We start from the raw sequence: 26,533 nt of genomic DNA, 5'->3' as shown, positions 1-26,533 counted from the left end.
GGTTAGTGAATGACAAAAATCGTACTTTATATCGCAACCAGTCTGGACGGTTATATTGCCCGTAAAGACGGTAGTATTGATTGGCTTACAGCTTTTGAGACGCACGAAACTGACCACGGGTATGGTGAGTTTTATCAGGCAATTGATGGATTGGCTATGGGCCGCAAAACCTACGAACAGGTGTTGAGCTTTGGCGAGTGGCCGCATTCCGGCAAGCCATGCTACGTTTTTACCCAGCAAAGCCGATCGCCCGATCGCGATGATGTGTTATTTACCTCCGCAACTCCCGATCGATTTCTGCACGAAATGGAGTTGCAAGGACTCAAACGAATTTGGCTAGTTGGAGGTGCCGAATTAATCGCCTCATTCCTCCAATGTCAACTGATTGATGAATATATTCTGTCCATCGCACCGATCGTGTTAGGCGAAGGAATTCCCTTATTCTTGCCATCTCCCATGGAGATGAAATTAAAGTTAATAGAAGTACAGAAGTATCCCACCGAATTAGTTCAAGTAAGATACACCAAATATAAAAGTCAATAAAAAAGACATACAAAGGAAGCTCTCACAGGGCAAAGTTCGCATTGAATTCTGCTGGTAAATCAGTACAGGTTCTATTTGTCGAGTGATGTCTAGCTTTAAAATGATTAGATGCGTACCAATTGCATCGGGATAGCGACGGTTAACAACAACTTTGAGTGCCAGAACAGCAGCAATCAGGTAAATTCCAAACCTCTGTCCACAACCAGAAGTTTGATGAAAGCCGGCGAAGTCCCGTGATTGCTATCAGTCAAATGTGTATCTATCCCAGGGCTGATTTATTCTAATATCAATTTATGATTTAAATCTGGAAAAAGTCTTCAGTAGCAAGAAAAACAGAAATTTTTGATAATTTGCTAAGCCTGCTACAGAAAGATCTACCCAAAGCCTCATAAAATAAGCGTCAGAGAAATTGGAGAATTTTAGAAGGCATCAGTCCTGCTATCAATCCCAATCTCCTGTTGCTTAAAAAGAAGAGCTTGCCTAATATCGATAGGGAATGTTGAGATTTAGTAAAACCCCCATTACTGGTATTGTTAACAAAAAATTTGTACTACATGAGGACGATGATTATATCTATTTAGGCGATCGTCTCAATTGAGACTGATTACCAGGAATATTTGGTAAGGTGAGACAGGAAAATGTCAGTGATGCAACCGCATCAAAATCTCGCAATCGAATCGGATTTCCAGCGGTATGGTTAACGGCTTGAAAACACTCAGGCTGTTATGAGTTTCCTTGGGTGCTGCCCTACAGCTTGCTTGGAACAATTGAGATCGATGGTAATGGCACCGACAAAGTTATTGTCAAACGCGCTCTGAGTATGAAGGCACTAGCTTTGAGTTCTAGGAATACAAAATGGTCAACTCAATCGCATTTTAAGGGGTGAAGGGTACGGTTGTCAAAGTTGTTTTCCAGGAATGTAAATTCGTTGAGGATTTTATGCCAAACTCTACTTTGAAATCATCGATCCCAGAAGCAAAACTCGAAGCAGTTGAAACAGCAATTCAAACTGCTTTTAATACCAGAAACGTCGAAAGTATCCAGCTTCTAACTGGAGGGTTCTCCTCGGCGCTTGTTTATAAAATTATCGTGCGTGGTAAAGCTTATGTATTAAGGCTGATTATGCAGGTCGATGCCCTCAGCGATCCAGTTCGGCAATATGCTTGCATGAATTTGGCCGCAGAAGCTGGCATTTCACCACAGGTTTATTATTTCAGCACGGAAGATGCTTTAGCAATTACCGACTTTATCGAAGCTGTGCCTTTGTCAAAATATGTTGGCTCGCGAGATGATTTGCTGACAGAATTCGCAAAAATGATTGAATCGATTCATGCTATCTCGCTTTTTCCAAAATTCGTGAATTTCATGGATGGCATTGACGGTTTGATTCGGGAGTTTAAGGATTCAAAAATATTGCCAAAAACTGCAACAGCAGAAGTTTTCAAATATTACTCAGAAATCCAGATGGTTTATCCGCGTCACGATCGCCATTTAGTCTCAAGTCACAACGATTTGAACCCACACAACATTCTTTTTGATGGCAATAAATTCTGGGTTATTGATTGGGAGGGAGCCTTTGGGAGCGATCGCTATGTGGATTTGGCGATCGTTGCCAATAGCTTTGTGACTACCGAAAAGCAGGAAAACATCTATCTCAAGGCATACTTCGGTGACGCACTGGACGACTGCAAGCGCGATCGCTTTTTCCTGATGCAGCAAATTTGTCACATTTTCTACGCACTGCCGTTTATGAAGTTTGCTGCGGCGTTGCGTCCTCCCAATTTCGTCCATGATAGCAACATGGATACGCCTGGTTACAGACAATTTTGCTGGCAAGTTGGGGCTGGTGAAATTTCGCTCAATTCCTATGAAGGGAAACTATTGTTTGGTAAAGTATTGTTGAACGAGGCTTTGCACAATATGAAAACAGCGCGATTTGTAAGAGCGATCGAGAAAATGGCATAATAAGATATGATGTTCGCAACCTAACTCTGTGAATTCAGATTCCATCTCTGGAGAGCAAAACAGTTCCATAGATCCCGATTAAGGGGTAGCACATTGATTTCCACAGCAATGCAAAATCAAGAAATCACAGATTTTGGAATCAGGCTGATTGCAACGGTGAATGGGATTGCAGCCTTACTGCACTTGGGTTTCTGGATATTTGCTTTCCTCCGGCTGCCCCGTCCATCGGTTGTCGAGACAGAAGCAGAACGTGTTGATTTAATCGTGACTTACGGGTTGGGAGTTGCGGATCTTTTATGGTCTGTACCTCTGTTGATTGTGGGTTGTTTTTGGCTTTACAATGGCAGCGATATTGGTTGGCTAGCGGCACAAATGGCAAACGTGCTTTATTGGTACTCTTTTACCTTCATTCTGATGCGCGAACTGAATGCCAAGTCTATTCGTTTTGGCACTCTGCTATTTTCGCCGTTTGCGATGTTCTCGCTGTGGGCGGCCTGGTATTTATGGCAGGTTCGCACCATGTTTTACTAACCAGACAACAGGTTAATAGTGCAGGAAAAGTTCTAGCTGGATGATTCTGAAGCAAAACTACTGATTGGAAAAGTATTGTGAAATGAGGCTTTGCACAATATGAAAACAGCGTGATTTATAATGGCGATCGAGCAAATGGCTCGATAAGATGTACGCTTTAGTTATGACATTCTGGAAAATTGCCTGCGTTTAGTAGGCGGGATAGTTAGATCTAAATTTTACCTTGTTGCCGATCGTTAAATGAAACATACCGCAATCGGGTATTGCAGAAGGTGGGGATGCGGTTTGTGTCCGATGTTGCTCATTCTCAATTAGGTACAATCTGGCTCTGGCAGATCGATCGAGATTCTGCCAATCGTTGGTTGACAGTTGACAGTTGACAGTTGACAGTTGACAGTTGACAGTTGACATTTAAGCACGAAAATCAAACGGTTGATTTGTAAAGAAGTCTAGGCTTTATTCATGAGGTTATTTACCACAATTATTGTAGAGACGGGTTCGCGGGCGATCGCAAATATCAGCCATAACACCCGCAAACCCGATTCAACTGGGAAATTTTAAGCTCGCAAATCGCCTAAAGCTTTCAATGCAAATTGTGGCAAAGCCAACATCCGGCGCCAGCGCCAAGGTTCTTGATAAAGCCGGTACAACCATTCTAAATGATTGTCGCAAAACCACGCCGGTGCGCGGTCTTTTGTTCCCGCCCAAATATCAAAACTGCCGCCAACTCCCACCCAAATTGACTGCGGGCAAAGGTGGCGGTGTTCAGCAATCCAAAACTCTTGGCGCGGCACTCCCAAGCCGACAAAAATGATTTTTGGCTGCATTTGTTTGAGGCTTTCACAGAATTCTGTTTCTTCCTCAGCAGAAAGATAGCCGTGTTGAGCAGAAATCGACAATCGATTAACTTTTTGCTGCCAACTTTCCGCCGCCTTCGCCGTGACTCCGGGCGCACCTCCAAAGAAAAATATCGGTTCGGAATTCGGCAATTTTCCGGCCTGTTGCAGCAGCGATTCTGCTAGTTCAATCCCCGGAAACCGCTGTGCGGATTTGCCGCGCATTCGCAAATACAGCACTACTCCAGAACCGTCGGGTATCACGAGCTCCGCAGAACGAATTACATCGGCTAAAGCCGGGTTTTGCTCGGCTTGCATTGCCATTTCAGCATTCAGCGTCACGACGTGAGTGCCTAACCCTTGATGCAGGCGCTCTATCAGCCAACCTGCATAATCGTCTAATATGTGAACTGGTAGCCCCAGGACTGAGAATTGCAGGCGCGATCGATCCATATTTCTTTACTTTGAGATTCCTACATACCTAGTTGTTTAAATTAGCTTAGTTTGGCGATCGCTCCTACACAAGTCTTGAACGTCCAAAACCCGATTTTTGCCACCAAAAGTCTGTTAAGTCATCATTCCGTGGCCGATAAACCGGGTTTTGTACGAGACGCAATGCGTCACTGAGTTAGAGTTGTGGTCTAAATTACGCGCGTGCGAAGCTATCCCTCTTCGTGAATCGCCCCTTAGCGTTCAATTTTCTTTACAGAGCCGTCAGCGTACCATTCCATCGGCACGAGTTCAATTTTACCATTAATTTTCACTGTAGAGTAGACAATTTTTACCAAAGGAACGCTGTTGTTATTGTTGTTGCGGCTAGACATGGCAATTACCTTGTTATGTTTGCAGAACTTGAGAAATGATAGAAACTCTGATATATTTAAAAGTCTATTCACCGCAATTCGGCTCGCATCAGGAAAACTAAGGAAAACGAAATGGCGATCGCAACAACCCAGCGGCAAATCCGGTTAGATTATTACTACCAGCAAATCAAAACCGTCATCCTCAAACGCCAGAACCCAATAACCGGTTTGCTGCCGGCGAGTACCGCCGTTAACGCCCACGGCGACTACACCGATGCCTGGGTGCGCGACAACGTGTACAGCATTTTGGCAGTTTGGGGTTTGGGTTTAGCTTACCGCAAAATTGATGGCGATCGCGGTAGAACATTTGAACTAGAACACAGCACAGTCAAACTAATGCGCGGCTTAATGTTTGCCATGATGCAGCAAGCAAACAAAGTCGAACGTTTTAAAAATACTCAATTGCCCCTAGATGCCCTGCACGCTAAATACAATACTCAAACCGGAAATATTGTTGTGGGCGATGACGAGTGGGGACATTTGCAGTTAGATGCTACATCTATATTTTTGTTGATTCTTGCTCAAATGACGGCTTCGGGATTGCATATAGTTTTTACAATCGATGAAGTCAATTTTGTCCAAAATTTAGTTTACTACATCGGTAGAGCTTACCGCACGCCCGATTACGGGATTTGGGAAAGAGGTCATAAAATTAATCGCGGTAATGCCGAATTAAATGCCAGTTCTGTTGGCATGGCAAAAGCAGCGCTGGAAGCAATAAATGGATTGGATTTGTTCGGAGTTAACGGTTGTCAAGCATCAGTAATTCACGTTTTGCCGGATGAAATTGCTAGAAGCCGCATCACTTTGGAATCGCTTTTGCCTCGCGAATCTAGTTCAAAAGAAGTAGATGCTGCTTTATTGAGCGTGATTAGTTTTCCTGCTTTTGCTGTGGAAGACAAAGAATTAGTAGCACGGACTCGCAATAAAATTATTGACAAATTGCAGGGAAATTACGGCTGCAAGCGGTTTCTGCGGGACGGACACCAAACAGTTTTAGAAGATGCCGATCGCCTGCATTACGAACCGACAGAATTAAAGCAGTTCGAGAATATAGAATGCGAGTGGCCGCTATTTTTCACTTATCTGCTCTTGGACGGTATATTTGAGGGAAATCAAGCCCAAGTCGAAGAGTACCAGCAGCGTCTGGCATCTCTGGCAGTCGATCGCGCTGGTTTACCGCTCCTACCAGAATTGTACTACGTCCCTAGCGTAAATATAGAAGCCGAAAAATTAAATCCCCGCAGCCAGAAGCGCTTGCCCAACGAAAATGTTCCCCTAGTTTGGGCGCAAAGTTTATATTTTCTCGGTCAATTGCTGAACGAGAAATTAATTGCAGTGGGCGATATTGACCCGCTAGGAAGGCATCTGTCAGTCGGCCAGCAAAGAGAACCTTTAGTCCAAATTGCCCTGTTAGCTGAAGACGAAGATTTGCAAGCAGAATTAGCAGCTAACGGCATTGCAGCCCAAACGCCCAAGCAGGTAGCACCAATTCAAGTCCGCCAGACTAAGGAATTATCCGCTATTTACGCGGAGATTGGACGCAACGATCCCCTAGGCTTAACCGGTCGCCCCGTGCGCCGTTTGCGGAGTTTGACCACTTCCCGAGCGTTCAAAATTCGCGGAGAGGCGATCGTATTTCTCCCCTCATTTTTGGACAGAGAAGAATTTTACCTAACTCTAGACTACCATTTTCTAGTATCTAAAATCCAAAGTGAAATCGCTCACATTCACCGCCACTGGTATCAGTTGGGACGCCCCACAGTAACGCTAATGTTAACTCATGCGATGCTAGAAACCGGCCGAGAAGCGTTGTTAGACTTGATGAAAGAACTCCGGGACGGACACTGCAAAAACACGCCAGTTAAACTCGGAAATCTCAACCAGTTAATGCTGACTGCGGGTACGGAAAGAATTGATTTCATGCACGATTTTGAATTCACCGAATCTCCGGTAACAGGTGCAATCGAAACCCGCAGCTATCTAGGTTACAATCCCGAAAAAACTTGGCCTTTGGGTCACACGCAAGAATTTAAACTAGAGTGCGAAACAAATACTAAATTGCTGCTCGCCAGCCTGCGCGGTTCAGAGAACTTGTACGAACAAATAGAGCTGCTGCACACATTGATCCGACTCAAAGGACTAAATTTCGATACAGGATTTGGGGGTGCTGAAGCAACAGTAAAAGTTGTGGATTTGCTCAACGAAGTTTATACAAAAGCGGGAGAAAGTTCGCAATCAAAAATCCAATGGGCAGTCATCCGCTATGCCGCAGGTTTGCTCGACAAAGTTGATATCAGCTTGTCAGATGCGGTGACAGATATTTTGGTCAGACAAAAACAAATTGCTGTCGGGAAAGCCTACAGCGAAGATTCGGTGATTTCGCGGCCTGGTTCTTACATGGAAGTGATGGATAAAATTCGGGAATTCTGCGGAGAAGATGTTCGCGATCGAGTTCTCACCCAAGAAGTTATTATCTATCTCAGCGTCCTAATTAAAGCCGAACCGCAGTTATTTAAAGGTTTGCTGACACTGAGAGTTAGCTACTTTATTTTGTTGTTAACCAGCGAATTAGCCCGCGAATTGGGAGTTACGCAAAATGAAGCTTACGAACATTTAATGCAGCTAAGTCCCTTTGAAATCAAAAATCGCCTGCGCCAAGTGTTGACAGAATATGAGGAAATGAATCAAATCCTCAAAGAGCAAGAATCTTTGCGCGTCAAACAGCCGGAAAAAGATATTGAATGGGTAGTCGCACCAGTTTCGGAAGAACCACAAATGCCTGCGGGAGGATGGCGTCGCAAGCGGCAAATGGAAGGCGCAGTCAATCGCGTACCGAAGGATTTTTATCCGAGTGTTTGGGGACTGCTGCGGCACTGTAAAGGCTTGATTATTGGCGATAAATTAGAGCGTCGCAATCGGTTAGATAGCGAACTTATTTTATCAGAAATGACCCCTGGTGAAAAGAATTTCGCGCTGCAAATCGAGCATTTGCTGAACAAGATTGTCGCCCCAGAATATCGGCAAGTCAATATTGAAGCGCTGATGGAATTATCTGCGATCGCCCAGCGCAACCCAGAATTGAAAGTAGAAGAATACATTGTTTTAGATGTATTAGTCGGTCACGCAGTGAGGCTGAATTGGCAGGGAAAATACCCGGAAAGAGCGGACAAGTACGACGAAGATAAGGCGGCGGCGTGGCAAGGTTTTTACAATACTTCGCCCTACGTTTGTGCGAGTCACGTGCTCGATGCTTTCCGATTTTTGACGACGTTTGGATAGATTGAGTTTGTAGTAAGGACTTCAGTCCTTTCTTCGCCAAGTCATCAGCAAGGACTAAAGTCCTCACTACAAACCTATTGCACTTTTCTCACAAGTCTAGTCAACAGAATATTTGCAGTAAAATAATGTCAGCCATTAGCTCTACTACCCGCGTCATAATCAAAGCATACTTAGAGGTTTTCATCGAAAATCTTGTCAATGAATACAGAGGACGGCTAATACCAAAACTTGATATTCCAGCAGCATATTTATCTTCCCCATCCTCTACAGAACAATCGGAACTACTACAGGCTGCGATCGTCCCGTCAGAGTTGCTGCGGATTAACGAGTTTGAAATAGGTTTCAGCCGCTTGAGTACAACCTATGAAGAATGTGCGAAGCTTATTGCGTTGGAACATCACAAAGAGGCCCATCGAAGCTATGAAATTTCTGGCGAAGTTAGCATAGAGGCTGTCAATGAAATTGAGCGTCAGATAGCGCTATTTGAACAGTCAGCAGACAAGAATGTAACTAAACCTGGTTTTGAGAAAATGATAGAAGCTGTTCTTGAGGCTCAAAAAACTAACCATTTAGTGAGGCGATCGGTCAAAGCAGATTTGTACGTGCTATCCCATGACGGGAGGAAATTTTTCTTTGAAATTAAAGGGTCAAAACCCAACAAAGGACAATGTTTGGAGGTAATTCAACGCCTGCTGAGATATCATTTACTGTGCGGGCAGTCTCGCCCCGATGCTCAATCTTATTATGCTATGGCTTACAATCCTTATGGGCCAAATCGTTCAGATTATAAATGGTCAGTGGCCAGGAAGTATACGCCCTTTGAACAAGCTGTCATTATGGGACATGAGTTTTGGAATATTATAGGGGGAGAGACTGCTTACGAAGAACTTTTGGATATATATCAAGAAGTCGGGCGGGAGAAGGGTAAGCATATGCTTGATGCTCTTGCTTTTGGATTTTAGTAAAGTACAATTTTCATTCCAGCAATATCTAGTCTTGAGGCTTAAAGCTTTGATTAAGAACAAACCGATAACTATTAGCCTCTTTGCTGGAGCATACGGTTTAGATTTAGGTCTAGAAAAAGCAGGATTTCAGACAGTAAGTTTAGTAGAAATCGAACCTGATGCTACCAAAACAATCTCTCTAAATCGTCCTCACTTATCCCCATGCGCTATACCGAGAGATATTTGCGAAGTCAGCGCCAAAACTCTCTTAGAAGAAGGCGGACAAATCTTTGGTTTAGATAGACCTCTGCGCGCTGACGAAGTAGATTTAGTGACTGGTGGCCCCCCGTGCCAACCCTTCAGTACAGCCGGAAAACGGGGGTCTGTAGGCGATCCGCGCGGCAGCTTATTTATGGATTTCATACGCATTGTGGATGAAATTAAACCGCGCTTTTTTATCATGGAAAATGTTAAGGGATTGCTGTCAGCTCCGATTCGACATCGACCTCACGATCGTAGAGGTTTAGGTTGCGCGCAATTAGAACCTGATGAGATGCCTGGTGCTGCTTTACAAGTGATTTTGGCAGAGATGAAACGCATTGGTTATGAAGTTGTGTACGATCTGCTCAATACTGCTGACTACGGCGTTCCTCAAGCTAGAGAAAGAGTAATTTTTATTGGTTATAAAGGTGATGATTCAGTTACTTTGCCGCTGCCAACTCACAGTCAGAAAGGTACTGGTAAAAAAACAAAATGGCTGACGCTTAGAGAAGGATTAAAGGATTTAGTAGACTCTGGGCCAGAATTTACCCACTACTCAGAAAGTCGCCTCAAGTATCTGCGCCTATTAACAGCAGGTCAAAACTGGAGGGATTTACCCAGCGAATTAAAGCAAGAAGCAATGGGAGGAGCTTATAAATCTGAAGGCGGCAAAGTTGGTTTTTATCGGCGCTTGGCATGGGATAAACCGTCACCTACTGTCACAACGAGTCCCCATCAAAAGGCTACAGATATGTGTCATCCTGATGAATTGCGTCCTTTGAGTGTCAGGGAGTGCGCGCGAATTCAAACGTTTCCAGATGATTGGGTTTTTTATGGATCGACTGCTTCTAAATATCGGCAAATTGGGAATGCAGTTCCGGTATTATTGGCAGAGGCGATCGGTAAGTACCTTTGTCAGGTAATTAAGGGCGATCGAGTGCAAGGGCGAGAAATAATTAAACAACTTTCTCTCTTTAATTAACTGATATTTAAAACCTATTTTAGGATAAACAAAAATGTCCCAGCAACTTCATGAATTATTAGCATTTGTTTTAGAAAAAGAAGTAGGATTGCCAGCCAGCAAGTCTCGCTCTTTCGCCAGTCACTTTGCAGATTTAGAAGAATTTCTTAGTTTGACAGCAGAAACACTTAGAAACGGTATCAGCAGTATTTATGGCAAAAGAGCTCTTAAATTTACTCCCGATGAGATAGAACGCATTTTAGCATTTACATCTTCAGGTAAGCTTTCGCTTCAACTTACTATAGCTGAAAATTTTCTAGCTAGTATCTGTCGGGACTTTACAAGGCGTCAGTTAGCTATGGTTGACAATCTGACTTTGGAAAAAATTCATCCCAACCCATTTTTAATTAGGGCGTTAAATCTTGATACTCCAGCAGAAGTTGTCAGACTTAATGTTTATATGGCTGCCACTAGGTCTATTGTTACTTCAATGGGGTTTTTTATTGAAAAACTATTGATATCTTGCTCGGAAAGTGCAGAAAGTCCGCCCGGTAAGTCAGGATGGGACGCAATTAAAACTACCAGTGATGGCGAGAAATGCTGGATACAGGTAAAAAGCGGCCCGAATGATATGGATAAAGACCAGATAGTATATTGGGCTGCGAAAATTGAGGAAAAAATTCAGGAGGGCGATCGCGCTTATATTGGTATAGCTTACGGCAAGAGAACTAATAAGACTGTAACTTTTGGTTTGCTGAAGCAAATTTTGCCCAATTCGGAAATGATTACTTTAATTGGTCGAGAACTGTGGGATTTTGTCAGCGAAGATACTGATTTCACGGTGAATCTGTTTGAAGTTTTGCGTCTGTCGGCCAGTCAAGTTTTAGCACAAAGTTCTATTGCTGATGCTATAGAAAGGTGTAGCGATCGACTGATCGCTGAATTCACCGGCAAGTACGGCGAGGGAAGTCAAGGTGTTTTTAACTACATCGCAGATATATTTTAGATCCAGCGGTTTTGATTTGCATGAGAGGATAATTCGTAGTAGCGCTGGGCGCTACTACGAACCCCTAAACTACAAAACTCCTTTAGAGCTCGGAATCCGACTGGCGCGCCGAGGATCGATCGCCACCGCCATCCGCACAGCCCGCGCAAATGCCTTAAACGCGGCTTCGACAATGTGATGGGAATTCCCCCCCTGCAACTGTCTGACGTGCAGTGTCATTTGAGAGTGGTTCACCACCGCAGCAAAAAACTCTCTCACTAACTCGGTGTCGTAAGTGCCGATGCGCTGGGTGGGAATTTCTAGGTTGTAACTTAAATGAGGCCGTCCCGAAAAATCTAGCACTACTTCAATTAATGCTTCATCCAGCGGGGCGATGAAGTGTCCGAAGCGAGAAATTCCCGATCGATCTCCGACAGCTTTTGCCAAGGTTTGTCCTAACGTAATTCCCACATCTTCGTTGGTGTGGTGATCGTCAATGGCCAAATCCCCGATCGCCTGCACGTCCAAATCGATCAATCCGTGAGAAGCAATCTGCTGCAACATATGGTCTAAAAACGGAATTCCTGTGGAAGCCTTGCAAGTTCCCACACCGTCGAGATTCAGGCTGACAGTGACATCTGTTTCTAGTGTCGTGCGCTTCACCAAGGCGGCCCTGGCGACTGTGTTACTAGAAATTGGAGGAGGTACAGGAGGGCGATCGATTATTTCCATAATTCGCAATTGGTCATTCATTAGAATTAATTAGTAATTTGGGATTAACACTTTTGTAGCGAACAAAAGACTGTTATTGACAGTTGACTGTTGGTAAATCTTGCTGTTAACTGTCTCAGAACTTCGCTGTCAACTGACAACTGACCACTGTCAACTAAGAGGGCGGGCACGGGGGCACCGCCCCTACCACAGGTCAACTGTCAACTGTCAACTGTCAACTGTCAACTGTCAGCAGTCAACTGTTACATTCCCATGATTTCGTAACCGGCATCGACATACAAAACTTGACCCGTAATCCCGCTAGATAGATTGCTGCACAGAAAAGCCGCAGCATTTCCCACTTCCTGCTGAGTTACCGTCCGCCGCAGCGGGGCCACTTCCTCAACGTGGTGGATCATGTCCAGAATGCCGCCAACTGCTGACGAAGCCAGAGTCCGAATCGGGCCTGAAGAAATGGCATTTACCCGAATATTTAACGGGCCGAGTTCCGCCGCCAGATACCGAACATTCATTTCCAAAGCAGCCTTAGCAATTCCCATGACATTATAATTAGGAACTACCCGCACACCGCCCAAATAAGTTAGCGTGATGATACTGCCGCCTTCGGCCATCAGCGGTTTAGCCGCAGCACAAAGCCGTACCAGGGAGTAAGCGCTAATATCCAAAGCATTGGAGAAGCCTTGACGGGAGGTGTTGCTGAAATCTCCGGAAAGTTCGTCCTTACCGGCAAAAGCCAGACAGTGAACTAGGACATCTAACTTGCCCCATTTGTCGGCGATGGTTTTAAAAGTAGACTCGATTTCGCTTTCGTCTTGGACATTGCAGGGCAGATACAGACTGGGATTGAGCGGTTCCACGAGTTCAGCGACTTTGCGCTCGTGCTTGCCTTTTTCGTCCTTCAAATAAGTTATGCCAAGATTAGCCCCAGCTTTGTGGAGCTGCTGGGCGATGCCCCAGGCGATCGAGCGATTGTTGGCAATGCCCGTAACAAGAGCATTTTTTCCGGTCAAATCTATCATCTGTATTTCTTCTAGAAGCAACTTGCACCGTTCTCGTTGGCTGTATGCGACAACCCCGCCAGTTTAGACACAACTGATTCAGATTTAACTGATTCAGACACAATTGAGACACAATTGAGACACAATTGATATTAATTTTGCTGTGGAGCTACATGGGGGCGGAATTGAAAAAGTTAAGAGAAGGGCTAGATTTAATCATACAGCGTGTGCTTACCTTAACATTAAGTGACAGTAACAGAATCCCTGGAGATTGGAGGTTGGGCAGTATATTTACTCAATAAGGTTAATCGACAAGTTAAAAACTATTGGTTAGTAGAAAGGATCTCGTCGTGACACATGATAGACCGCTAGCAGCCGTGTTCCGCCAAATCAGCGGCGGGGCGTTTCCACCCATTGTGGAAAATTTTGAACGGGGCAAGACAATTTTTTTCCCTGGAGACCCGGCTGAGCGCGTCTACGTTCTCATTAAAGGTGCTGTGAAGCTCTCCAGGGTGTACGAAGCAGGGGAAGAAATTACAGTCGCCCTCCTGCGCGAAAACAGCGTATTTGGGGTGCTGTCTCTGATTACGGGACACAGATCGGATAGGTTTTACCACGCGGTAGCCTTTACACCGGTGGAATTGATCTCGCTGCCGATCGAACAAGTGGAGAAAGCGCTCAAGGAAGACCCGGAATTGTCGATGGTGATGCTTCGGGGACTGTCATCTCGGATTTTGCAAACCGAGATGATGATCGAAACGCTGGCACACCGAGATATGGGATCGAGACTCGTCAGCTTTTTGTTGATTCTGTGCCGGGATTTTGGGGTGCCGAGTACGGATGGGATTACGATTGATTTGAAGCTGTCCCATCAGGCGATCGCCGAGGCGATCGGCTCGACGCGGGTAACTGTGACTCGTTTGCTCGGGGATCTCAGACAAGAAACAATGATCTCGATCCACAAGAAAAAGATCACAGTTCACAATCCGGTGGCCTTAAGCCAGCAATTCACTTGATGCCGAGAAATTATACGATTTTGGATTTTGGATTCTTTCTTCAATCCAAAATCCACAATCTAAAATAAGAAATCGGAATGACTGCTGGATACATCTTAATATTTGTAATGTTAGTGTTGGGCGGCGTGATCGCTACTGTTAGCGATCGCCTTGGGACGAAAGTCGGCAAGGCTAGATTGAGTTTATTCAAACTGCGCCCCCGCGATACTGCTGTTGTAGTGACAGTGATGGCCGGCAGCATCCTGTCAGCTATTACTCTGGGCATTTTATTTGCTACTAGCAAGCCGCTGCGAACCGGAGTTTTTAGCATAGACGAGATTCAAAAAAGACTCAACAACGCCCGCAGAGAAATCAAACAAGCCACTCAAGAAAAAAATCGAATTGAAACTGAATTAGCTCAAGCTAGGGCCGCTCAAGCACAAGCTAAAGCCAATTTAGAGCAAATTAATCAATCGCTGCAAGCAGCTAATGCCGAGCAAGCCAAGACGCAAACAAAATTAAATTTGCTGCGGGCCCAACTTAACACCGTGGAAGCAGCCAAATCTAAAACTGAACAACAGTTAAGTCAGGTAGAAGCGGCTAAATCGCAAACGGAAGAACAGCTTGCTACTGTGGAAGCGGCTAAATCTCAGACAGAAGAACAATTGAAATTAGTGGAAACGGCGCGATCGACTACCAGAGCTCAGCTCGATCGCACCGAGAACCAATTGAAAACAGTTTCAGGTCAAAAAACGACTTTGAGCTCGGAAATCGCCCAACTGCAAGCGGAACGCCAACAGTTAATCGAGCAGCGAGAGCAGGTAAAAACTCAAATTGCTCAGCGGGACAAGGAAATTGCCCAGCGAAACGAAGCAATTGCTGAGCGAGAGGCAGAAATTACGAAACGAAATGCGGCAATTGTCGATCGCAACAAGCTAATTGCTGAGCGAGACAAGGAAATTGCCCAGCGCGCGGAAAATCTCGCCCAGCGCGATCGCATAATTGTCGAGCGGGACAAAGTAATTGCCGAGAGGGAAGCACTCTTGGAAGCCCTGGGACAGCAACAAGCTCAACTCGAACAGCAACAAACTTTATTGCAGCAGCAAATGCAAGTTTTGGAACGCGATTTTCAGGCAATTCGCGAGGGAACAGTTGCAATCAGGCGCGGTCAAATTTTAGCTGCTGGCGTCGTTCGCATACAAGAACCGGGTACGGAGAGTCGCGCGATCGATCGACTCTTGCAAGAAGCAAATAAAACCACCGTCGGACTGATGCAGCCGGAAAATAATAAGGTTAGAGAGCAGGTTATTCAAATTACTAAAGCGGAAATCGATCAATTAATCAGTCAGATCAAAGACGGTCAAGATTACGTAGTGCGGATTGTCGCTGGCGCTAATTACCTGCGACAAGAAAAGCTAATTAAGGTATTTGCAGAAGCCGAAATCAATCGAGTGGTGTTCCGTGCTGGAGATGTGATTGCAGGGGTTGCTGTCAATCCCGTAGCTGTGCCCGACGAACAGGTGCGACAACAGTTGCAGCAATTGATTGAAGCTTGTCAATTTCGCGCTCGGTTAATTGGTGTTGTCGGCGGTAGAGTCCAAGTTGCGGACAATCGGATTGAAACTTTGGGCGGTTTTGTCGATCGACTGCAACAGTACGATAAACCGTTGGAGGTTCGGGCGATCGCCAGTGATGTCACATACATCGCCGGGCCGCTGAAAATAGATTTAGTTGCTCTGTCAAACGGAGTCGTGGTTTTCCGCACCGGACAACAAGAGCCAGCTAGGGGAGATTTGAAACTTAGATAAGAAGTGCGATCGATCTATCGAATTTGAGCAAAAATTTTGGGCGATCGAACCACAATTTTGCTTGACTTTTTCGCGCCCTTGACATATCATTAAATAATGGGAATCTGTGTGCCCATATATATAGCAATCGTAAAGTGCATCGCCGCCAAAAATCTGGAAGCACCACCAACAATTAAGCGAGCGACGCACCATACCCAATTAGTAGGGTGCGTCGCCACCAAAAATCTGGAAGCACCACCAACAATCTCACAGCGACGCACCGCACAGCTAAGAAGGCAAAGAAAGAAACCAAGAATCCATCCCTGAGATATTGACATCACAGAAGAAATTTTTGCTCAATTAAAATGCAGGAGCGTGCGGTGTAATGTCAAAGAATCAAAATGAACCCAGAGCATACGATGCCGTCCGTGGCGGACAAAATTCAATTCCTATCAATGCAGCGGTACTCGGAGGCTTACCCGGTGTTAAAAGCCGATTAGCCTCACCCATTGTCGAAGTGAGAATCGCCGCCCTCTCCGAAGCGCTCAAACATGGAGAAGCAGGTTTAGATTTGATAATGCAAGCATTGCAGCACGATGAATCTATGCAGGTGAAATTTGCTGTCTATTCACTGCTGAAAGGTAGAAATGAGGAGAAGATAAAGCAACATTTACGTAACTATTTTGAATTTGATGTCATCACAGTCGATGCTGAAGGAAAAGAAAACAGTCGCATAAAGTCTTTTGCTCATTACTTCCCTGAAGACTTAGGTAATGGAGTTGTACTAGAAATGGTTTACATTCCTGGTGGCACATTTATGATGGGTTCGCCAGCAACAGAATCAGGTAGAATGAGTTGTGAAAGTCCGCAGCATCAAGTAACAGTACCGACTTTTTATGTAGGAAAATACCCCATCACCCAAGCACAGTGGCAAACAGTGATGAGAAATAATCCATCGCGCTTTAAAGGTAAAAAACGTCCTGTAGAAAGTGTAAACTGGCATGATGCTGTAGAATTCTGCCGAAAACTTTCTGAAAAAACAGGCAAGATTTATCGCTTACTTTCGGAAGCAGAATGGGAATATGCTTGTCGCGCCGGAACTACAACACCTTTCTATTTTGGCGAGACAATTACCACAGATTTAGCTAATTATAACGGGAATTATCCCTTCGGTGGTGAACCGAAGGGACTTAACCGCGCACAAACAATGGATGTGGGGAGTTTTCCTCCGAATCCCTTTGGACTTTATGATATGCACGGTGAGCTTTGCGAATGGTGCAGCGATAAGTGGCACATTAACTATGACGGCGCACCGACTGACGGAAGTTCTTGGGAAACTGGAACACATGATTACCGAGTCAAGCGTGGAGGTTCGTTGTACCGCAATGCGTTCTATTGCCGTACTGCCTTCCGTAACTACGACTATGCGGGCAACTTGCTCCTGATGGTGGGTTTTCGTGTTGCGGTAGCTTTGGCTGTCCCTTCCTCCCTGTCTTCCCTGTGAGGACTCTTCTCTACTCTTTAGATAGTAGGGTGCGTCGCCATCTACAATTTGCAAATCACATCGACAATCTCACAGCGACGCACCGCCCGCACAAGGGCGAGAGCAACCGAGTTTTTGCGCGGGGTGAAAGAAACCGGGTTTTTTCGATAAATCAAAACTGGGAAGCAAATATTGTGGCAAAAACCTGGTTTCTGATTTGCGCGCGGGGGTCAAAGAAACTGGGTTTTTTCGATAAATTAAAACGGGGAAGCAAAGATTGTGGCAAAAACCTGGTTTCTGATTTTAGGCTTTATATGGCCGCACCGATTCCTATGATGATATAGTATGTCAATCCTGCAAAAAAGTCAAGCAAAATAAGTGCGATCGCCCGCAAAGATTTTGAGACAGTCAAAAATGCAAATATCAGATTAGATATAGGTTGGCGATTGAGTTTGCCGGCGCTCGATCGCAACTACAAACTTATTAACACAGGACTCATAAATATGATTTTAGGTTTCGATCCGGGGAAAGACAAGTGCGGCATCGCCGTGATGGGTAGAGATAAGAACGTCTGCTACCATCAAGTAGTGCTGTCCGACGAAGCAATATCTACCATTCAATCACTGTGCAAACAGTTTCCCATTGAGTTATTAGTCATGGGAGACCAAACAACTTCTAAAAGTTGGAAACAAAAACTCAGTCAGAGTTTGTCGCCCTTTATAAAAATTGTGCAGATTGACGAGAGATTCAGCAGTCTAGAAGCGAAGGATCGTTACTGGGAAATGTACCCTGCGACGGGACTTTCTCGCTTGATTCCCCAGGGAATGCGGACTCCGCCCAGGCCCGTAGACGACATTGTGGCGATCGTCCTAATTGAAAGATATTTGAACAAACAGTTGACAGTTGATAGTTGACAGTTGACAGGTAGGGGCGGTGTCCCCGTGCCCGCCCTCTTAGTTGACAGCGAGGTTTTCAAGCAAGTTCTAAAAACTTTGGGTTTCGTGCGAAATCCTATTTTTTAGTGAATAATTGAAATCTACCTAAGTCTGTTGAACCATCCACACCAAGCATCCTAAAATTGTTTCCACGGGAAGCAGCGGATAATCGGTAAGGTCGATCGCCACAGTCGTTCCTGAAAGCTTCAGAAAACGCCATTGAGTGCCGCTGCTGATACAACCGTAGATAGTTGCGATCGGGTGTTCTGCTGCTTCGTTAAAGCGCTGCGCTGCTACCATTTCAGCAATACATTGACCGATCCCTTCGTTCAAATCGGCTTTTTTTGCTTCCACAACTACGATCGCGGGCGCTTCTACGGTAAGCTGTTCGGGCGATCGGCTAATTAAAAAATCGACGTATCCGGTGAGATCGCAACTGGGGTCAACATTGAATTCCCGTCCCGAAAATAAACTGATTTGGCGGTTCATCAAGCGGCGGACTTCTTGCAAAACTGGGTAGACAAGGGCTTCCGATCTCGCTTTTTCTGAACCAACTGCGATCGTCCAAGGCAAATCTTCTAATTCGCTAGTCAATCTCGGACTGGGATTAATTGATTCTACCTCAGGAAAAAACCGAGTTTCCTCCACGATAGTTAACTGAAAGTCTTTTTTAGCTTTAGTAATTGTGAATTGACTGTAAGGCATAATGTGCGATCGCTGTTTATGAAATTGAAAATGCTATAGACAAGATACGCAAGGCGCACTCTGATTTTTTACTATCGATCGCCCATTTCCTGCAACCAACTCACCAAATCGTCCGCGCTATTAAAATCAAGCACAGCTTCTGTCAAACTATCGATTCGATCGCTAGATAACTGTGCAATTCTAGATTTAATTGACTCATCCAAAGTTCCCAGCTTTCGTTCCAACAAACGAATCGCACTATTAATTTGACGCTGCAAACCCTGCTGTAAACCCATTTCTAATCCTGTTTCCAACATTTCTTCTCTCGACCTTTGCTGATCTTGCATATAAAACACCTGTGCTTCCAATTGATCTAATTCTTTGCGGCTGAGGTTCACAGTATTAGCAATACCAAAAGCTTGCTGAATCGGTGCAGTTGTTTCCAGCGATTCTGGAACCATTTCCAAATTTGGTGCTTCTCTGATAAAATAAATCCACTTGTCAGCTAGAGATTCTAACTCATCAACAGATTTATTAAATTTTGGTAATTCCACAAAAATTAGGGTCATTGTCGGACAGATATAATCAAAATGTTCCTCTTCTTCTCTGAAAGAAAAACGCGAAATGATTTTATTGGTGTTTTCAAACAAAATGAAATCCGTAATTGTGATGGCAATTACTGGGTCTAAACTGAAGTAGCCCTTGCCCCGCGTGAGTTGATTTCCGTAAGCTTTTGCTGCATTGTAGGCAATCCGTTTTTCAAAGGCTTTAACATTCAAAACTTGCATTTCGATAATGACGATTGTTCCGTTATCTAGGGTTGCTTTGACATCTAAATACGAGTCTTTCAATCCCAGAACTTCTCCGGATTGATAAGGATCCAGAATTTGCAAATTTTCAATGGTGGGATTTCCTTGATAAATCAGGGCATTTAAAAAACTAATGAGAATCGGCTTGCTTGATTCGGAAGCAAAGATTTTTTTAAAGGCAAAATCTGTCCTGGGGTCGATAAATGTCATGGCTTTTAACTCCGATTTATAATTATTTTTAAGTTTGTAGTAAGGACTTTAGTCCTTTTATTTTTAATTTTCAAGGACTGAAGTCCTTACTACAAACCAGGAAATCAACGAACAGCCGTTAATTGTTTGTCTTTGATTTCAACAGGTGCAGTCAAAGCTTCTTCCAAATCTGCACAGCCGAGTTTTTCTTCCAAAATTGCCATCACTTCGCGGCCGAAATCATTGGAATTTCGCTGCCAAGCTTCTAAACAAATTTGTCCGAAAAACGAACCCAAAGGTTCCGGATTCCACAGCAATTTGCGCGCTGTCCAAGGCATCAAACTCATCGGATCGTAACCGGGTTGGAGAATATCCTTTTTAAAGGCGTATTCTTCTAAAATTGTGTGCGGCTGTAACCCGATGAAGAAAATCGCTGGTTCTACTTTATCGACTCCGAAAATCCGCTCTAATTCCCGGTGATAGGCAATAGTTTGGCGGATGGTTTCAAGGGTTTCGTCAATGACGTTGAATGAATAATTTACTGAAACTACATCGTTGTAACCGGCGGCTTTTAAATCGCGGCAATTTTCCAAAACTACTCGCAAGTTGTAGCCCATCCGCATTTTGCGAACCAGTTCCTGGGAACCGCTGGTGATGCCGATTTCAAAGTAATTCATTCCCGTTTTTACCATCAAATCGCACAATTCGGGTGTGAGATTGTCCGCACGGATGTAAGCAGCCCAGTGGATGTCTGTCATCCCGTCGGCGATGATTTTTTGCAATAATTCGATCGCATCATCGATGAATTTGCGCGCCGGGATAAATTGCGCGTCGGTAAACCAGAAATTGCGGATACCTCGATCGTACAATTGGCGCATCTCCGCCACCACCTCATCCGCCGGATTGATCCGCACTTGCTTCCCTTCAATCACCGTATAGATGCAGTAACAGCAATTGTGAGGACAGCCGCGCTTGGTTTGGACTCCCAGGTAGAAGTCCATATCCTGTAGATAATAGGAAAATTCTGGCCAAATGCTCTCAATGTAGTTATAGTTGCAGGCAGTTTTCTCGATGTTGGCTGGCTTTTCGTGAATTAGTCGATCGCGCGGCACCGTTTCTCCTACCACATAACACCTTTCCTGCGCCAAATCTTCGCCCTTAATCAACTTCTCCAGCAAAGCTTCACCTTCGCCCACCGAAACCACAGTCCCGGCCGGCAAGCTGCGGCCCAACTGCTCGTAAAACACGCTCACAGCACCGCCACCGACGACTGCGCGCGCTTCCGGATGGTATTTCCGGGCCCGCTTCAATCCGCGCTTAATCAGTCCCAGATTGCGCCAGAGTTCGGTGTAGTAGGAGGTGGCTAAACGCAATCCTCCGAGAGCTCCGCGAAACTTGGTTAGGGGATTTTTGGCGTAGTAAAACTCGAAGGCATTTTGCAGCGGATTTCCGCCTCTACCGCCGACGGGCGCGTAAATTTGAATATCCCGCCAAGAAAAAACTAACAGCGTTGGCCCAAACTGATCTACGATCGCATCCAAACCTTTAGCGTAATCCAGCGGGGGCACCGCGCCTAAGTCGAAAATCCGCTGTTGGACATCGGGAAACAGCTTGTGCACGTGATCCGAAAGGTACACAACTCCGATCGGGAATATCGGATTGCAAGGGAGGCGAACGTACAAAACTCGGTTTTCTCGGCTTTCCATGATTGTCATATCCTAATGTGGAGCTTTTTTAACTATGTTTATATTCTTTTAATATAACTTTACATTCAATCTAATTTTCGCAATTTAATATTAAATATTTTTAAATTTTGCTAAGAGGGTTAAGGGTGAGCTGGTGGGTGTCGATGGGCGATCGCAGCAGAAAAAAGTTAATTTTTGAGCAAATACAGCGTATTTTGAGCTAAAATCGCAGGAAAAAGTCAAAAATCTGGTATTTTTTTTTGTAAAGACAAGTATGAGGTGCGATCGGTCTCTCATCTGTTATTCAGTTGGTAGTCGGCTTTACAGTAGGCCGGGATCGCAAGATGTTAGCCTGAGAAGATAACTAAAACTTTTAGGCAAAGCCCCTCAGCATTTATGGCTCAAATTCTTGACCCAGTACCCTCAGACGCCGACAGCAAAATTCTCTGCTGCTACGTCAACGCCACGAGTCAAATTCAGATTGCTCGCATCTGCAACATTCCTAACTGGTATTTTGAACGAGTGGTGTTTCCCGGACAGCGTTTAGTCTTTGAAGCGATGCGGGCCGCAGCATTGGAAATTCACACCGGGATGATGGCCAGTGCAATTTTGTCGGATAAAATTCCTTGCGATCGCTTGCAGATTAACGAAGGCCCGTATTCTGCAATCAATCCTAACAGATCGCGAGGTGGTGGTAAGGGCGATCGCACCATGATGGCCGGCCGCCCCAAATCCCGAGAAATCTCAGAACCTTTGACAGTACCCGCATTAACAGCCGTTGATTAACATAAGTTGTGAGTTTTGAGTTATAAATTGTCAGTTAATTGATAACTGGGTACTCAAGATTCCAACTCTTGCAAAGCGGTAAAAACTCAACAGTTAAGAATCAAAGTTTCTGAATAGAATTTTAGCTCGACACTCAACACTGCAAATACAGTCATGTTTTGCATATTTGCCTGAGTTTGGTTCACCAGCCTAACAGTTGTGCGAAAATAGCATTAAACAGCTTATCAAATTTCACCGAATAGCAGGTTTGAAGCCCTTACTCAGGTCGGCAGATTCTGATAAGAACGGAGTTTAAATCTCCATTCTTATCACTTCGCTGTCAACTGTCAACTGTCAACTGTCAACTGTTTACCCATGTCAGCAGAACCGATCGCACTTTCGCCATCTTCCCCCCCAGTATTTGAGCCGGCAGTATTCCGGCTTTCTCCGCTGATTAGAATCACGCTGTTGAGTTTGTACTTCGCCCTGAGTATTCCGTTGCCGTTTTTGTCGGAAGTAACGAAAGCACCCGTTCCGCCCGCTGCACTCTGGGCGGCAATTGCGATCGGCGCAGCGGGCCTTTACGGCGTGCTCAGCGAACGGGTAATCCTCAGCGAGGAGGCGATTGAAGTTACCTATCCGAAATGGTTTCCGCGCGTGTTTCGCAGGGGTTGGAATCTTCCTTGGACTGAGGTGAAGGCTCTTAAACCTCGATCGACCGGTCAAGGAGGGCTTGTTTATTATTTTTTGAGTCATGCGGGTGAAGGTTATTTGCTACCGATGCGAGTGGCTGGATTTGCTAAATTAGTGCGTTTAGTGCAAGCAAAAACAGGCATTGATACTAGAGATGTTCGCCCTTTGTCTCAGCCTTGGATGTATCTTATTTTACTTTTATGTACGCTGTTGTTGCTGTTGGTGGATGCGTGGACGATCGCAACTGCTATTAGCTTAAAAAGTTAAGAATTTCAAGTAATAATTGGTAATTGGTAATCGGCAATTGGTAATCGGTCAATCCTGGACGCAACTATCAAAGAAATAGGGGCAACCACGAGTGGATTGCCCCTACAAAACGCTATATAGCCTTTCTCAAAAAGATGAGGTATGACTGGCATCAGTATAACCGCTTAGACGTATAGGGCTCTCTTCCCAACAACGTCCGCGAATCTTTCTGAGAACCGCTATATGTTGGTGTGTTATATGGCGTCATGCACCCTGCATGACTCGATTATGGATGCTTTATTTCGAGCAGATTCCTAAACGCTAAAGAACGAGGAATTAGGCACATTGATCGTGTCTTGAATAACAGCAATCCGGTTTCCGTTTAACAGAATCTCCGTGTCAAATGCGCTGCCCCCCAGTTGAAGATCGCGATCCTTCCTTACCGTGTATTGAGACAGACTGCCCTTAATCTGAATCTTGTCGCCCTCACCCGCTGCAAAACCTCGGATCAGCGCGAATTGGTTGGATGCAGTGTAGAAGGCAGTGGAGAAATTGCCAAGCACATAGGTATCTGCACCACCTCCACCTAAAAGATCGTCAACTTGAGCACCAGATTGATTGCCGAAGCCATTCAAGGTGTCATTGCCCAATCCCCCCGTGAGGAAATCTGAGCCCGCCTCACCATTCAAGACATCGTTGCCTTGGCCACCACTCAACACATCGTTGCCAGTACCACCGAAAAGTACGTCATTGCCACCATTACCCTGGACGTTATCATTTCCGTTTCCAGCAAAGATTGTGTCGTTACCATCGCTAGGCAGGGCTGCACCACCGTTATCACCAAAGATGCGATCGTCTCCGTCAAGACCTTGAATGAAATCGTTTCCTCCAAGTCCCCTGATTGTATCAGCTTGTAAAGAGCCGATCAGATTGTTGTTGCCGTTAGTACCTGTAATATCCATGTTGGGTTTCCTGTTTCTTGTTAATCCAGTGATGTGTAGACCCTAACAAGGCATCGTCTACGCATCGTCCACAGCAGCGTGAATCGATCGTGAATTGGTAAAAATTTCTGGCTTTACTGTTTTGGCTACCTTTGCCAAACTCAGCAATTTTATAAACATCATCTTTTTCCTCAGTACCTCTATGGGTACTTTGTATGCTCCTGAATGAATACATACGACTTTTTATGACTTTTTCTGGCTGGCATTGTCAGTACATTCGTTTAACTTGGGTTTATCAGGTCAAACAAACCCGCTGATACTAATACTCTTTCCTAAAACTCATGCAACAGTAAAAAAAGTAGGTTGATTGCCTGAAATAAAGCCAAGGATGCAGAGAGTAGCAAGAGTTTTAGAATTGCTATTCCCAGCAAAGATAACTGACTCAAACGCAAAATTTAAGTTCTGCGAATTGACCCAAATCACACACTATTCACTCAATTAAGTTTTTGTAAGAGGCACAATATTATGACTCGATTAGCGTTAGCATTGCTCGGACAAATGCAAGTAATGGTGAACGGGCAGCCAATCCTGAATTTCCCCTATGAGAAAGTGCGGGCGCTGTTTGCTTATTTAGCGATCGAATCAAGCTATCCCCATCACCGCGATTCTCTGGCTGCGCTGTTGTGGTCAGATCGGTGCGAGTCAAACGCTCGCAGCAATCTTCGCAAAGCCTTATGCACGCTGCGTCATCTGCTAGGAGATTCGACGGTTCACTCACCGCTATTTCTCACCACGCGCAATACGATTCAGTTTAATCCTGCGGGCGAGCATACGTCTGATGTCGCTATATTGACTCAATTGCACGCGCGGCGAAGCTATCCCGCTCTTAATCGTCACAGCGAACATTCCTATGCCGGTGATGAACTCGATCGAGAATGCGTGTCTGATTTAGAACAAGCAGTTGGTTTGTACCGGGGAGCATTTCTCGATCGAATTCAACTTCCAGATAGCGAAGCCTTTGAAGCATGGGTGATGCTGAATCGCCAACGCTTCCACGAATTTGTGGTCAACGCCTGTATGGCACTTGTCACACACTACGAACACCAGCATAACTATCAAAAAGCACAACATTACGCTCAACGGCAGCTTGAACTAGAACCCTGGAATGAATCAGCCCATCAATGTTTGATGCGGATTTTGGCACAGTGCGGGCGGCGCACGGCTGCTTTGAAGCAGTACGATCGCTGCTGTCAGATTCTAGAACAAGAATTAGCCACCGAACCAGAACCCGCAACGATCGCATTATGGGAAGCGATTCGATCGGGTACATTTCCCGATCGGGCGAGTGCAGATTGCGATCGGGTGAAGCTACTATCTATGTCTGCGGTTTCTGTGCGATCGATTCGAGAACCCTTAGCGGTAGTGGGACAGTGCGGACGGCCGACATGATATAACTTTGGATATGGGAATGTGCGATCGCCACAGATCAATTAGACGATCCCTGAAACTAAGTGCTTGACACTCCCACGCCTAAAGGCAGTGGGCTTTCAAGTTCCCATTGGTTATTTGTAATAAGGCAAGGAGATTGACAATGCAGTATCAGGTCTTTGTTCAAAACCCGTCAGAACAGCGCTTTGTGGCATCGGTTGTGGGACTGCCAAGCGTCATGGTTGAGGGTGAAACTGAAAAAGAAGCGATCGCGAAGGTTAAAACTGCCCTAGAGTTGCAGTTGGCGATGGGTAAGTTTGTGACGATCGAAATTAGTTCTCAACAATCCAACCCTGAAACTGACCCTTGGCTCAAACACCTGGGCATATTTGCCAACGATCCAACATTTGAAGATTTTTTAGAAGAAGTGGCAGCATACCGTCAACAAGTGGATGCTCAAGAGACCCAACCATGACCCTTTATGTAATGGATACGGATCATCTGAGCCTATACGAACGGGGGCATCCAACGATCGGAAATCGTATTCTATCAGCCAGACAAAATTCCTTCCATGACCTCGCAATCACCGTAATTAGTGTGGAGGAGCAATTTGGGGGACGGTTGGCTCAAATTCGCAAAGCAACGACTCCTCAAACGGTTATCTCAGCTTATGAACGCCTCAAAGCAACGTTTGTTTTGTTCTCTGATTTAGATATTTTGGATTATTGTTCTAGAGCTGACGAGCTTTTCCGAGAATTTAGAAAAGCTGGAATTCGTATCGGAACGCAAGATTTGAGAATCGCCTCTATCACCCTTGCTCGCGATGGAATTCTTCTCACAAGGAACTTGCGCGATTTTGAGAAAGTTTCAGCCCACATTCCGCAGATATTCGATCGGATTTAATTTTCAAACAAATCATAATTTTCAAAACCTGAGATGGTTGCTATGCAATCATTTGAGGTTTTTTAAGGTATAATGATTTGTCGCCGTGC

General features: G+C 45.0%; 26 protein-coding genes. 17 read left to right on the top strand and 9 right to left on the bottom strand.

Annotation, left to right across the window (positions count from 1 at the left end; translation table 11 throughout):
• Positions 1-9: 9 nt before the first annotated feature.
• The 3 genes from QZ938_RS22575 (at position 10) to QZ938_RS22565 (ending at position 3,039) form a co-directional block, all read left to right on the top strand.
• Positions 10-543 carry a dihydrofolate reductase family protein gene (locus QZ938_RS22575; protein ID WP_293353474.1) on the top strand — a complete coding sequence of 178 codons (534 nt, stop codon included), beginning with the start codon at positions 10-12 and terminating at the stop codon, positions 541-543.
• A gap of 939 nt (positions 544-1,482) precedes the next feature.
• The gene (locus QZ938_RS22570; RefSeq protein ID WP_293145498.1) at positions 1,483-2,508 is read left to right on the top strand and encodes a phosphotransferase; all 1,026 of its coding nucleotides are present in this window, start codon (positions 1,483-1,485) and stop codon (positions 2,506-2,508) included.
• Between the two features lie 108 nt (positions 2,509-2,616).
• Complete coding sequence (locus QZ938_RS22565) at positions 2,617-3,039, top strand: hypothetical protein (protein WP_293145496.1); 423 nt, start codon at positions 2,617-2,619, stop codon at positions 3,037-3,039.
• Positions 3,040-3,228: 189 nt separating this feature from the next.
• On the opposite strand, the gene QZ938_RS22560 is transcribed toward QZ938_RS22565, so the two are convergent.
• From QZ938_RS22560 to QZ938_RS22550, 3 genes are all read right to left on the bottom strand, one after another.
• A complete protein-coding gene (locus QZ938_RS22560; protein WP_293145493.1) occupies positions 3,229-3,450 on the bottom strand; it encodes a hypothetical protein in 222 nt (73 codons plus the stop codon).
• Between the two features lie 146 nt (positions 3,451-3,596).
• Positions 3,597-4,328 carry a WecB/TagA/CpsF family glycosyltransferase gene (locus QZ938_RS22555; protein ID WP_293145490.1) on the bottom strand — a complete coding sequence of 244 codons (732 nt, stop codon included), beginning with the start codon at positions 4,326-4,328 and terminating at the stop codon, positions 3,597-3,599.
• Positions 4,329-4,561: 233 nt separating this feature from the next.
• Positions 4,562-4,699 carry a hypothetical protein gene (locus tag QZ938_RS22550; protein WP_293245697.1) on the bottom strand — a complete coding sequence of 46 codons (138 nt, stop codon included), beginning with the start codon at positions 4,697-4,699 and terminating at the stop codon, positions 4,562-4,564.
• A gap of 111 nt (positions 4,700-4,810) precedes the next feature.
• Between QZ938_RS22550 and QZ938_RS22545 the strand changes: the two genes are divergently transcribed.
• From QZ938_RS22545 to QZ938_RS22530, 4 genes are all read left to right on the top strand, one after another.
• Positions 4,811-8,020 (top strand): glycoside hydrolase family 15 protein, encoded by a 3,210-nt coding sequence (locus QZ938_RS22545; protein WP_293353475.1) that lies wholly within the window; start codon positions 4,811-4,813, stop codon positions 8,018-8,020.
• 125 nt (positions 8,021-8,145) lie between these two features.
• A complete protein-coding gene (locus QZ938_RS22540; protein WP_293145479.1) occupies positions 8,146-8,982 on the top strand; it encodes a TdeIII family type II restriction endonuclease in 837 nt (278 codons plus the stop codon).
• A 49-nt stretch (positions 8,983-9,031) separates the two neighbouring features.
• Complete coding sequence (locus tag QZ938_RS22535; RefSeq protein ID WP_293353476.1) at positions 9,032-10,207, top strand: DNA cytosine methyltransferase; 1,176 nt, start codon at positions 9,032-9,034, stop codon at positions 10,205-10,207.
• 34 nt (positions 10,208-10,241) lie between these two features.
• A complete protein-coding gene (locus QZ938_RS22530) occupies positions 10,242-11,192 on the top strand; it encodes a PmeII family type II restriction endonuclease (protein WP_293353477.1) in 951 nt (316 codons plus the stop codon).
• 69 nt (positions 11,193-11,261) lie between these two features.
• Here the strand turns inward: QZ938_RS22530 and hisB are convergent, their stop codons facing one another.
• The gene (hisB, locus tag QZ938_RS22525) at positions 11,262-11,924 is read right to left on the bottom strand and encodes an imidazoleglycerol-phosphate dehydratase HisB (protein WP_363318881.1); all 663 of its coding nucleotides are present in this window, start codon (positions 11,922-11,924) and stop codon (positions 11,262-11,264) included.
• A gap of 221 nt (positions 11,925-12,145) precedes the next feature.
• Complete coding sequence (fabI, locus tag QZ938_RS22520; protein WP_293130545.1) at positions 12,146-12,922, bottom strand: enoyl-ACP reductase FabI; 777 nt, start codon at positions 12,920-12,922, stop codon at positions 12,146-12,148.
• A 329-nt stretch (positions 12,923-13,251) separates the two neighbouring features.
• Here fabI and ntcA point away from each other — a divergent pair, with 329 nt between their 5' ends.
• The 5 genes from ntcA to ruvX all read left to right on the top strand — a co-directional run bounded on the left by ntcA (position 13,252) and on the right by ruvX (position 18,080).
• A complete protein-coding gene (ntcA, locus tag QZ938_RS22515) occupies positions 13,252-13,917 on the top strand; it encodes a global nitrogen regulator NtcA (RefSeq protein ID WP_293145473.1) in 666 nt (221 codons plus the stop codon).
• Between the two features lie 77 nt (positions 13,918-13,994).
• A complete protein-coding gene (locus tag QZ938_RS22510) occupies positions 13,995-15,704 on the top strand; it encodes a DUF3084 domain-containing protein (RefSeq protein WP_293353478.1) in 1,710 nt (569 codons plus the stop codon).
• A gap of 108 nt (positions 15,705-15,812) precedes the next feature.
• A complete protein-coding gene (locus QZ938_RS22505) occupies positions 15,813-16,010 on the top strand; it encodes a hypothetical protein (protein ID WP_293353479.1) in 198 nt (65 codons plus the stop codon).
• Positions 16,011-16,068: 58 nt separating this feature from the next.
• Positions 16,069-17,187 carry a formylglycine-generating enzyme family protein gene (locus QZ938_RS22500; protein ID WP_293145463.1) on the top strand — a complete coding sequence of 373 codons (1,119 nt, stop codon included), beginning with the start codon at positions 16,069-16,071 and terminating at the stop codon, positions 17,185-17,187.
• A 482-nt stretch (positions 17,188-17,669) separates the two neighbouring features.
• Entirely contained in the window at positions 17,670-18,080 is a 411-nt protein-coding gene (ruvX, locus tag QZ938_RS22495) for a Holliday junction resolvase RuvX (RefSeq protein WP_293339793.1), read from the top strand.
• 126 nt (positions 18,081-18,206) lie between these two features.
• On the opposite strand, the gene QZ938_RS22490 is transcribed toward ruvX, so the two are convergent.
• The 3 genes from QZ938_RS22490 to QZ938_RS22480 all read right to left on the bottom strand — a co-directional run bounded on the left by QZ938_RS22490 (position 18,207) and on the right by QZ938_RS22480 (position 21,489).
• Positions 18,207-18,806 (bottom strand): hypothetical protein, encoded by a 600-nt coding sequence (locus QZ938_RS22490; RefSeq protein ID WP_293353480.1) that lies wholly within the window; start codon positions 18,804-18,806, stop codon positions 18,207-18,209.
• Between the two features lie 71 nt (positions 18,807-18,877).
• The gene (locus QZ938_RS22485) at positions 18,878-19,804 is read right to left on the bottom strand and encodes an Rpn family recombination-promoting nuclease/putative transposase (protein WP_293353481.1); all 927 of its coding nucleotides are present in this window, start codon (positions 19,802-19,804) and stop codon (positions 18,878-18,880) included.
• Between the two features lie 104 nt (positions 19,805-19,908).
• Positions 19,909-21,489, bottom strand: a complete 1,581-nt coding sequence (locus QZ938_RS22480; RefSeq protein WP_293145688.1) for a photosystem II high light acclimation radical SAM protein — start codon at positions 21,487-21,489, stop codon at positions 19,909-19,911.
• A gap of 375 nt (positions 21,490-21,864) precedes the next feature.
• Between QZ938_RS22480 and QZ938_RS22475 the strand changes: the two genes are divergently transcribed.
• Both QZ938_RS22475 and QZ938_RS22470 read left to right on the top strand, forming a co-directional pair.
• Positions 21,865-22,254 (top strand): DUF1830 domain-containing protein, encoded by a 390-nt coding sequence (locus QZ938_RS22475; RefSeq protein WP_293145454.1) that lies wholly within the window; start codon positions 21,865-21,867, stop codon positions 22,252-22,254.
• A gap of 354 nt (positions 22,255-22,608) precedes the next feature.
• A complete protein-coding gene (locus QZ938_RS22470; protein ID WP_293145451.1) occupies positions 22,609-23,193 on the top strand; it encodes a hypothetical protein in 585 nt (194 codons plus the stop codon).
• Positions 23,194-23,486: 293 nt separating this feature from the next.
• Here the strand turns inward: QZ938_RS22470 and QZ938_RS22465 are convergent, their stop codons facing one another.
• A complete protein-coding gene (locus QZ938_RS22465) occupies positions 23,487-24,134 on the bottom strand; it encodes a calcium-binding protein (protein WP_293353482.1) in 648 nt (215 codons plus the stop codon).
• 504 nt (positions 24,135-24,638) lie between these two features.
• Between QZ938_RS22465 and QZ938_RS22460 the strand changes: the two genes are divergently transcribed.
• From QZ938_RS22460 to QZ938_RS22450, 3 genes are all read left to right on the top strand, one after another.
• Complete coding sequence (locus QZ938_RS22460) at positions 24,639-25,562, top strand: BTAD domain-containing putative transcriptional regulator (protein WP_293353483.1); 924 nt, start codon at positions 24,639-24,641, stop codon at positions 25,560-25,562.
• 142 nt (positions 25,563-25,704) lie between these two features.
• Entirely contained in the window at positions 25,705-26,016 is a 312-nt protein-coding gene (locus tag QZ938_RS22455) for a hypothetical protein (protein WP_293145442.1), read from the top strand.
• Complete coding sequence (locus tag QZ938_RS22450) at positions 26,013-26,444, top strand: type II toxin-antitoxin system VapC family toxin (protein ID WP_293353484.1); 432 nt, start codon at positions 26,013-26,015, stop codon at positions 26,442-26,444. The genes QZ938_RS22455 and QZ938_RS22450 overlap by 4 nt, the downstream gene beginning before the upstream one ends.
• Positions 26,445-26,533 lie beyond the last annotated feature (89 nt).

The organism is Microcoleus sp. CAWBG27, assembly GCF_020883145.1.
Taxonomy (GTDB): Bacteria; Cyanobacteriota; Cyanobacteriia; order Cyanobacteriales; family Microcoleaceae; genus Microcoleus.
The sequence above is the reverse complement of the archived record's forward strand: the minus strand, read 5'-3'. Positions and strand labels throughout refer to the sequence as shown.

Excerpts from the sequence above, each read along its gene's own strand:
- QZ938_RS22575 (WP_293353474.1), top strand. The coding sequence starts at position 10 with ATGACAAAAATCGTACTTTATATCGCAACCAGTCTGGACGGTTATATT.
- QZ938_RS22570 (WP_293145498.1), top strand. The coding sequence starts at position 1,483 with ATGCCAAACTCTACTTTGAAATCATCGATCCCAGAAGCAAAACTCGAA.
- QZ938_RS22565 (WP_293145496.1), top strand. The coding sequence starts at position 2,617 with ATGCAAAATCAAGAAATCACAGATTTTGGAATCAGGCTGATTGCAACG.
- QZ938_RS22560 (WP_293145493.1), bottom strand. The coding sequence starts at position 3,450 with ATGTCAACTGTCAACTGTCAACTGTCAACTGTCAACTGTCAACTGTCA.
- QZ938_RS22555 (WP_293145490.1), bottom strand. The coding sequence starts at position 4,328 with ATGGATCGATCGCGCCTGCAATTCTCAGTCCTGGGGCTACCAGTTCAC.
- QZ938_RS22550 (WP_293245697.1), bottom strand. The coding sequence starts at position 4,699 with ATGTCTAGCCGCAACAACAATAACAACAGCGTTCCTTTGGTAAAAATT.
- QZ938_RS22545 (WP_293353475.1), top strand. The coding sequence starts at position 4,811 with ATGGCGATCGCAACAACCCAGCGGCAAATCCGGTTAGATTATTACTAC.
- QZ938_RS22540 (WP_293145479.1), top strand. The coding sequence starts at position 8,146 with ATGTCAGCCATTAGCTCTACTACCCGCGTCATAATCAAAGCATACTTA.
- QZ938_RS22530 (WP_293353477.1), top strand. The coding sequence starts at position 10,242 with ATGTCCCAGCAACTTCATGAATTATTAGCATTTGTTTTAGAAAAAGAA.
- hisB (WP_363318881.1), bottom strand. The coding sequence starts at position 11,924 with ATGAATGACCAATTGCGAATTATGGAAATAATCGATCGCCCTCCTGTA.
- fabI (WP_293130545.1), bottom strand. The coding sequence starts at position 12,922 with ATGATAGATTTGACCGGAAAAAATGCTCTTGTTACGGGCATTGCCAAC.
- QZ938_RS22510 (WP_293353478.1), top strand. The coding sequence starts at position 13,995 with ATGACTGCTGGATACATCTTAATATTTGTAATGTTAGTGTTGGGCGGC.
- QZ938_RS22500 (WP_293145463.1), top strand. The coding sequence starts at position 16,069 with ATGTCAAAGAATCAAAATGAACCCAGAGCATACGATGCCGTCCGTGGC.
- ruvX (WP_293339793.1), top strand. The coding sequence starts at position 17,670 with ATGATTTTAGGTTTCGATCCGGGGAAAGACAAGTGCGGCATCGCCGTG.
- QZ938_RS22490 (WP_293353480.1), bottom strand. The coding sequence starts at position 18,806 with ATGCCTTACAGTCAATTCACAATTACTAAAGCTAAAAAAGACTTTCAG.
- QZ938_RS22485 (WP_293353481.1), bottom strand. The coding sequence starts at position 19,804 with ATGACATTTATCGACCCCAGGACAGATTTTGCCTTTAAAAAAATCTTT.
- QZ938_RS22480 (WP_293145688.1), bottom strand. The coding sequence starts at position 21,489 with ATGGAAAGCCGAGAAAACCGAGTTTTGTACGTTCGCCTCCCTTGCAAT.
- QZ938_RS22475 (WP_293145454.1), top strand. The coding sequence starts at position 21,865 with ATGGCTCAAATTCTTGACCCAGTACCCTCAGACGCCGACAGCAAAATT.
- QZ938_RS22470 (WP_293145451.1), top strand. The coding sequence starts at position 22,609 with ATGTCAGCAGAACCGATCGCACTTTCGCCATCTTCCCCCCCAGTATTT.
- QZ938_RS22465 (WP_293353482.1), bottom strand. The coding sequence starts at position 24,134 with ATGGATATTACAGGTACTAACGGCAACAACAATCTGATCGGCTCTTTA.
- QZ938_RS22460 (WP_293353483.1), top strand. The coding sequence starts at position 24,639 with ATGACTCGATTAGCGTTAGCATTGCTCGGACAAATGCAAGTAATGGTG.
- QZ938_RS22455 (WP_293145442.1), top strand. The coding sequence starts at position 25,705 with ATGCAGTATCAGGTCTTTGTTCAAAACCCGTCAGAACAGCGCTTTGTG.
- QZ938_RS22450 (WP_293353484.1), top strand. The coding sequence starts at position 26,013 with ATGACCCTTTATGTAATGGATACGGATCATCTGAGCCTATACGAACGG.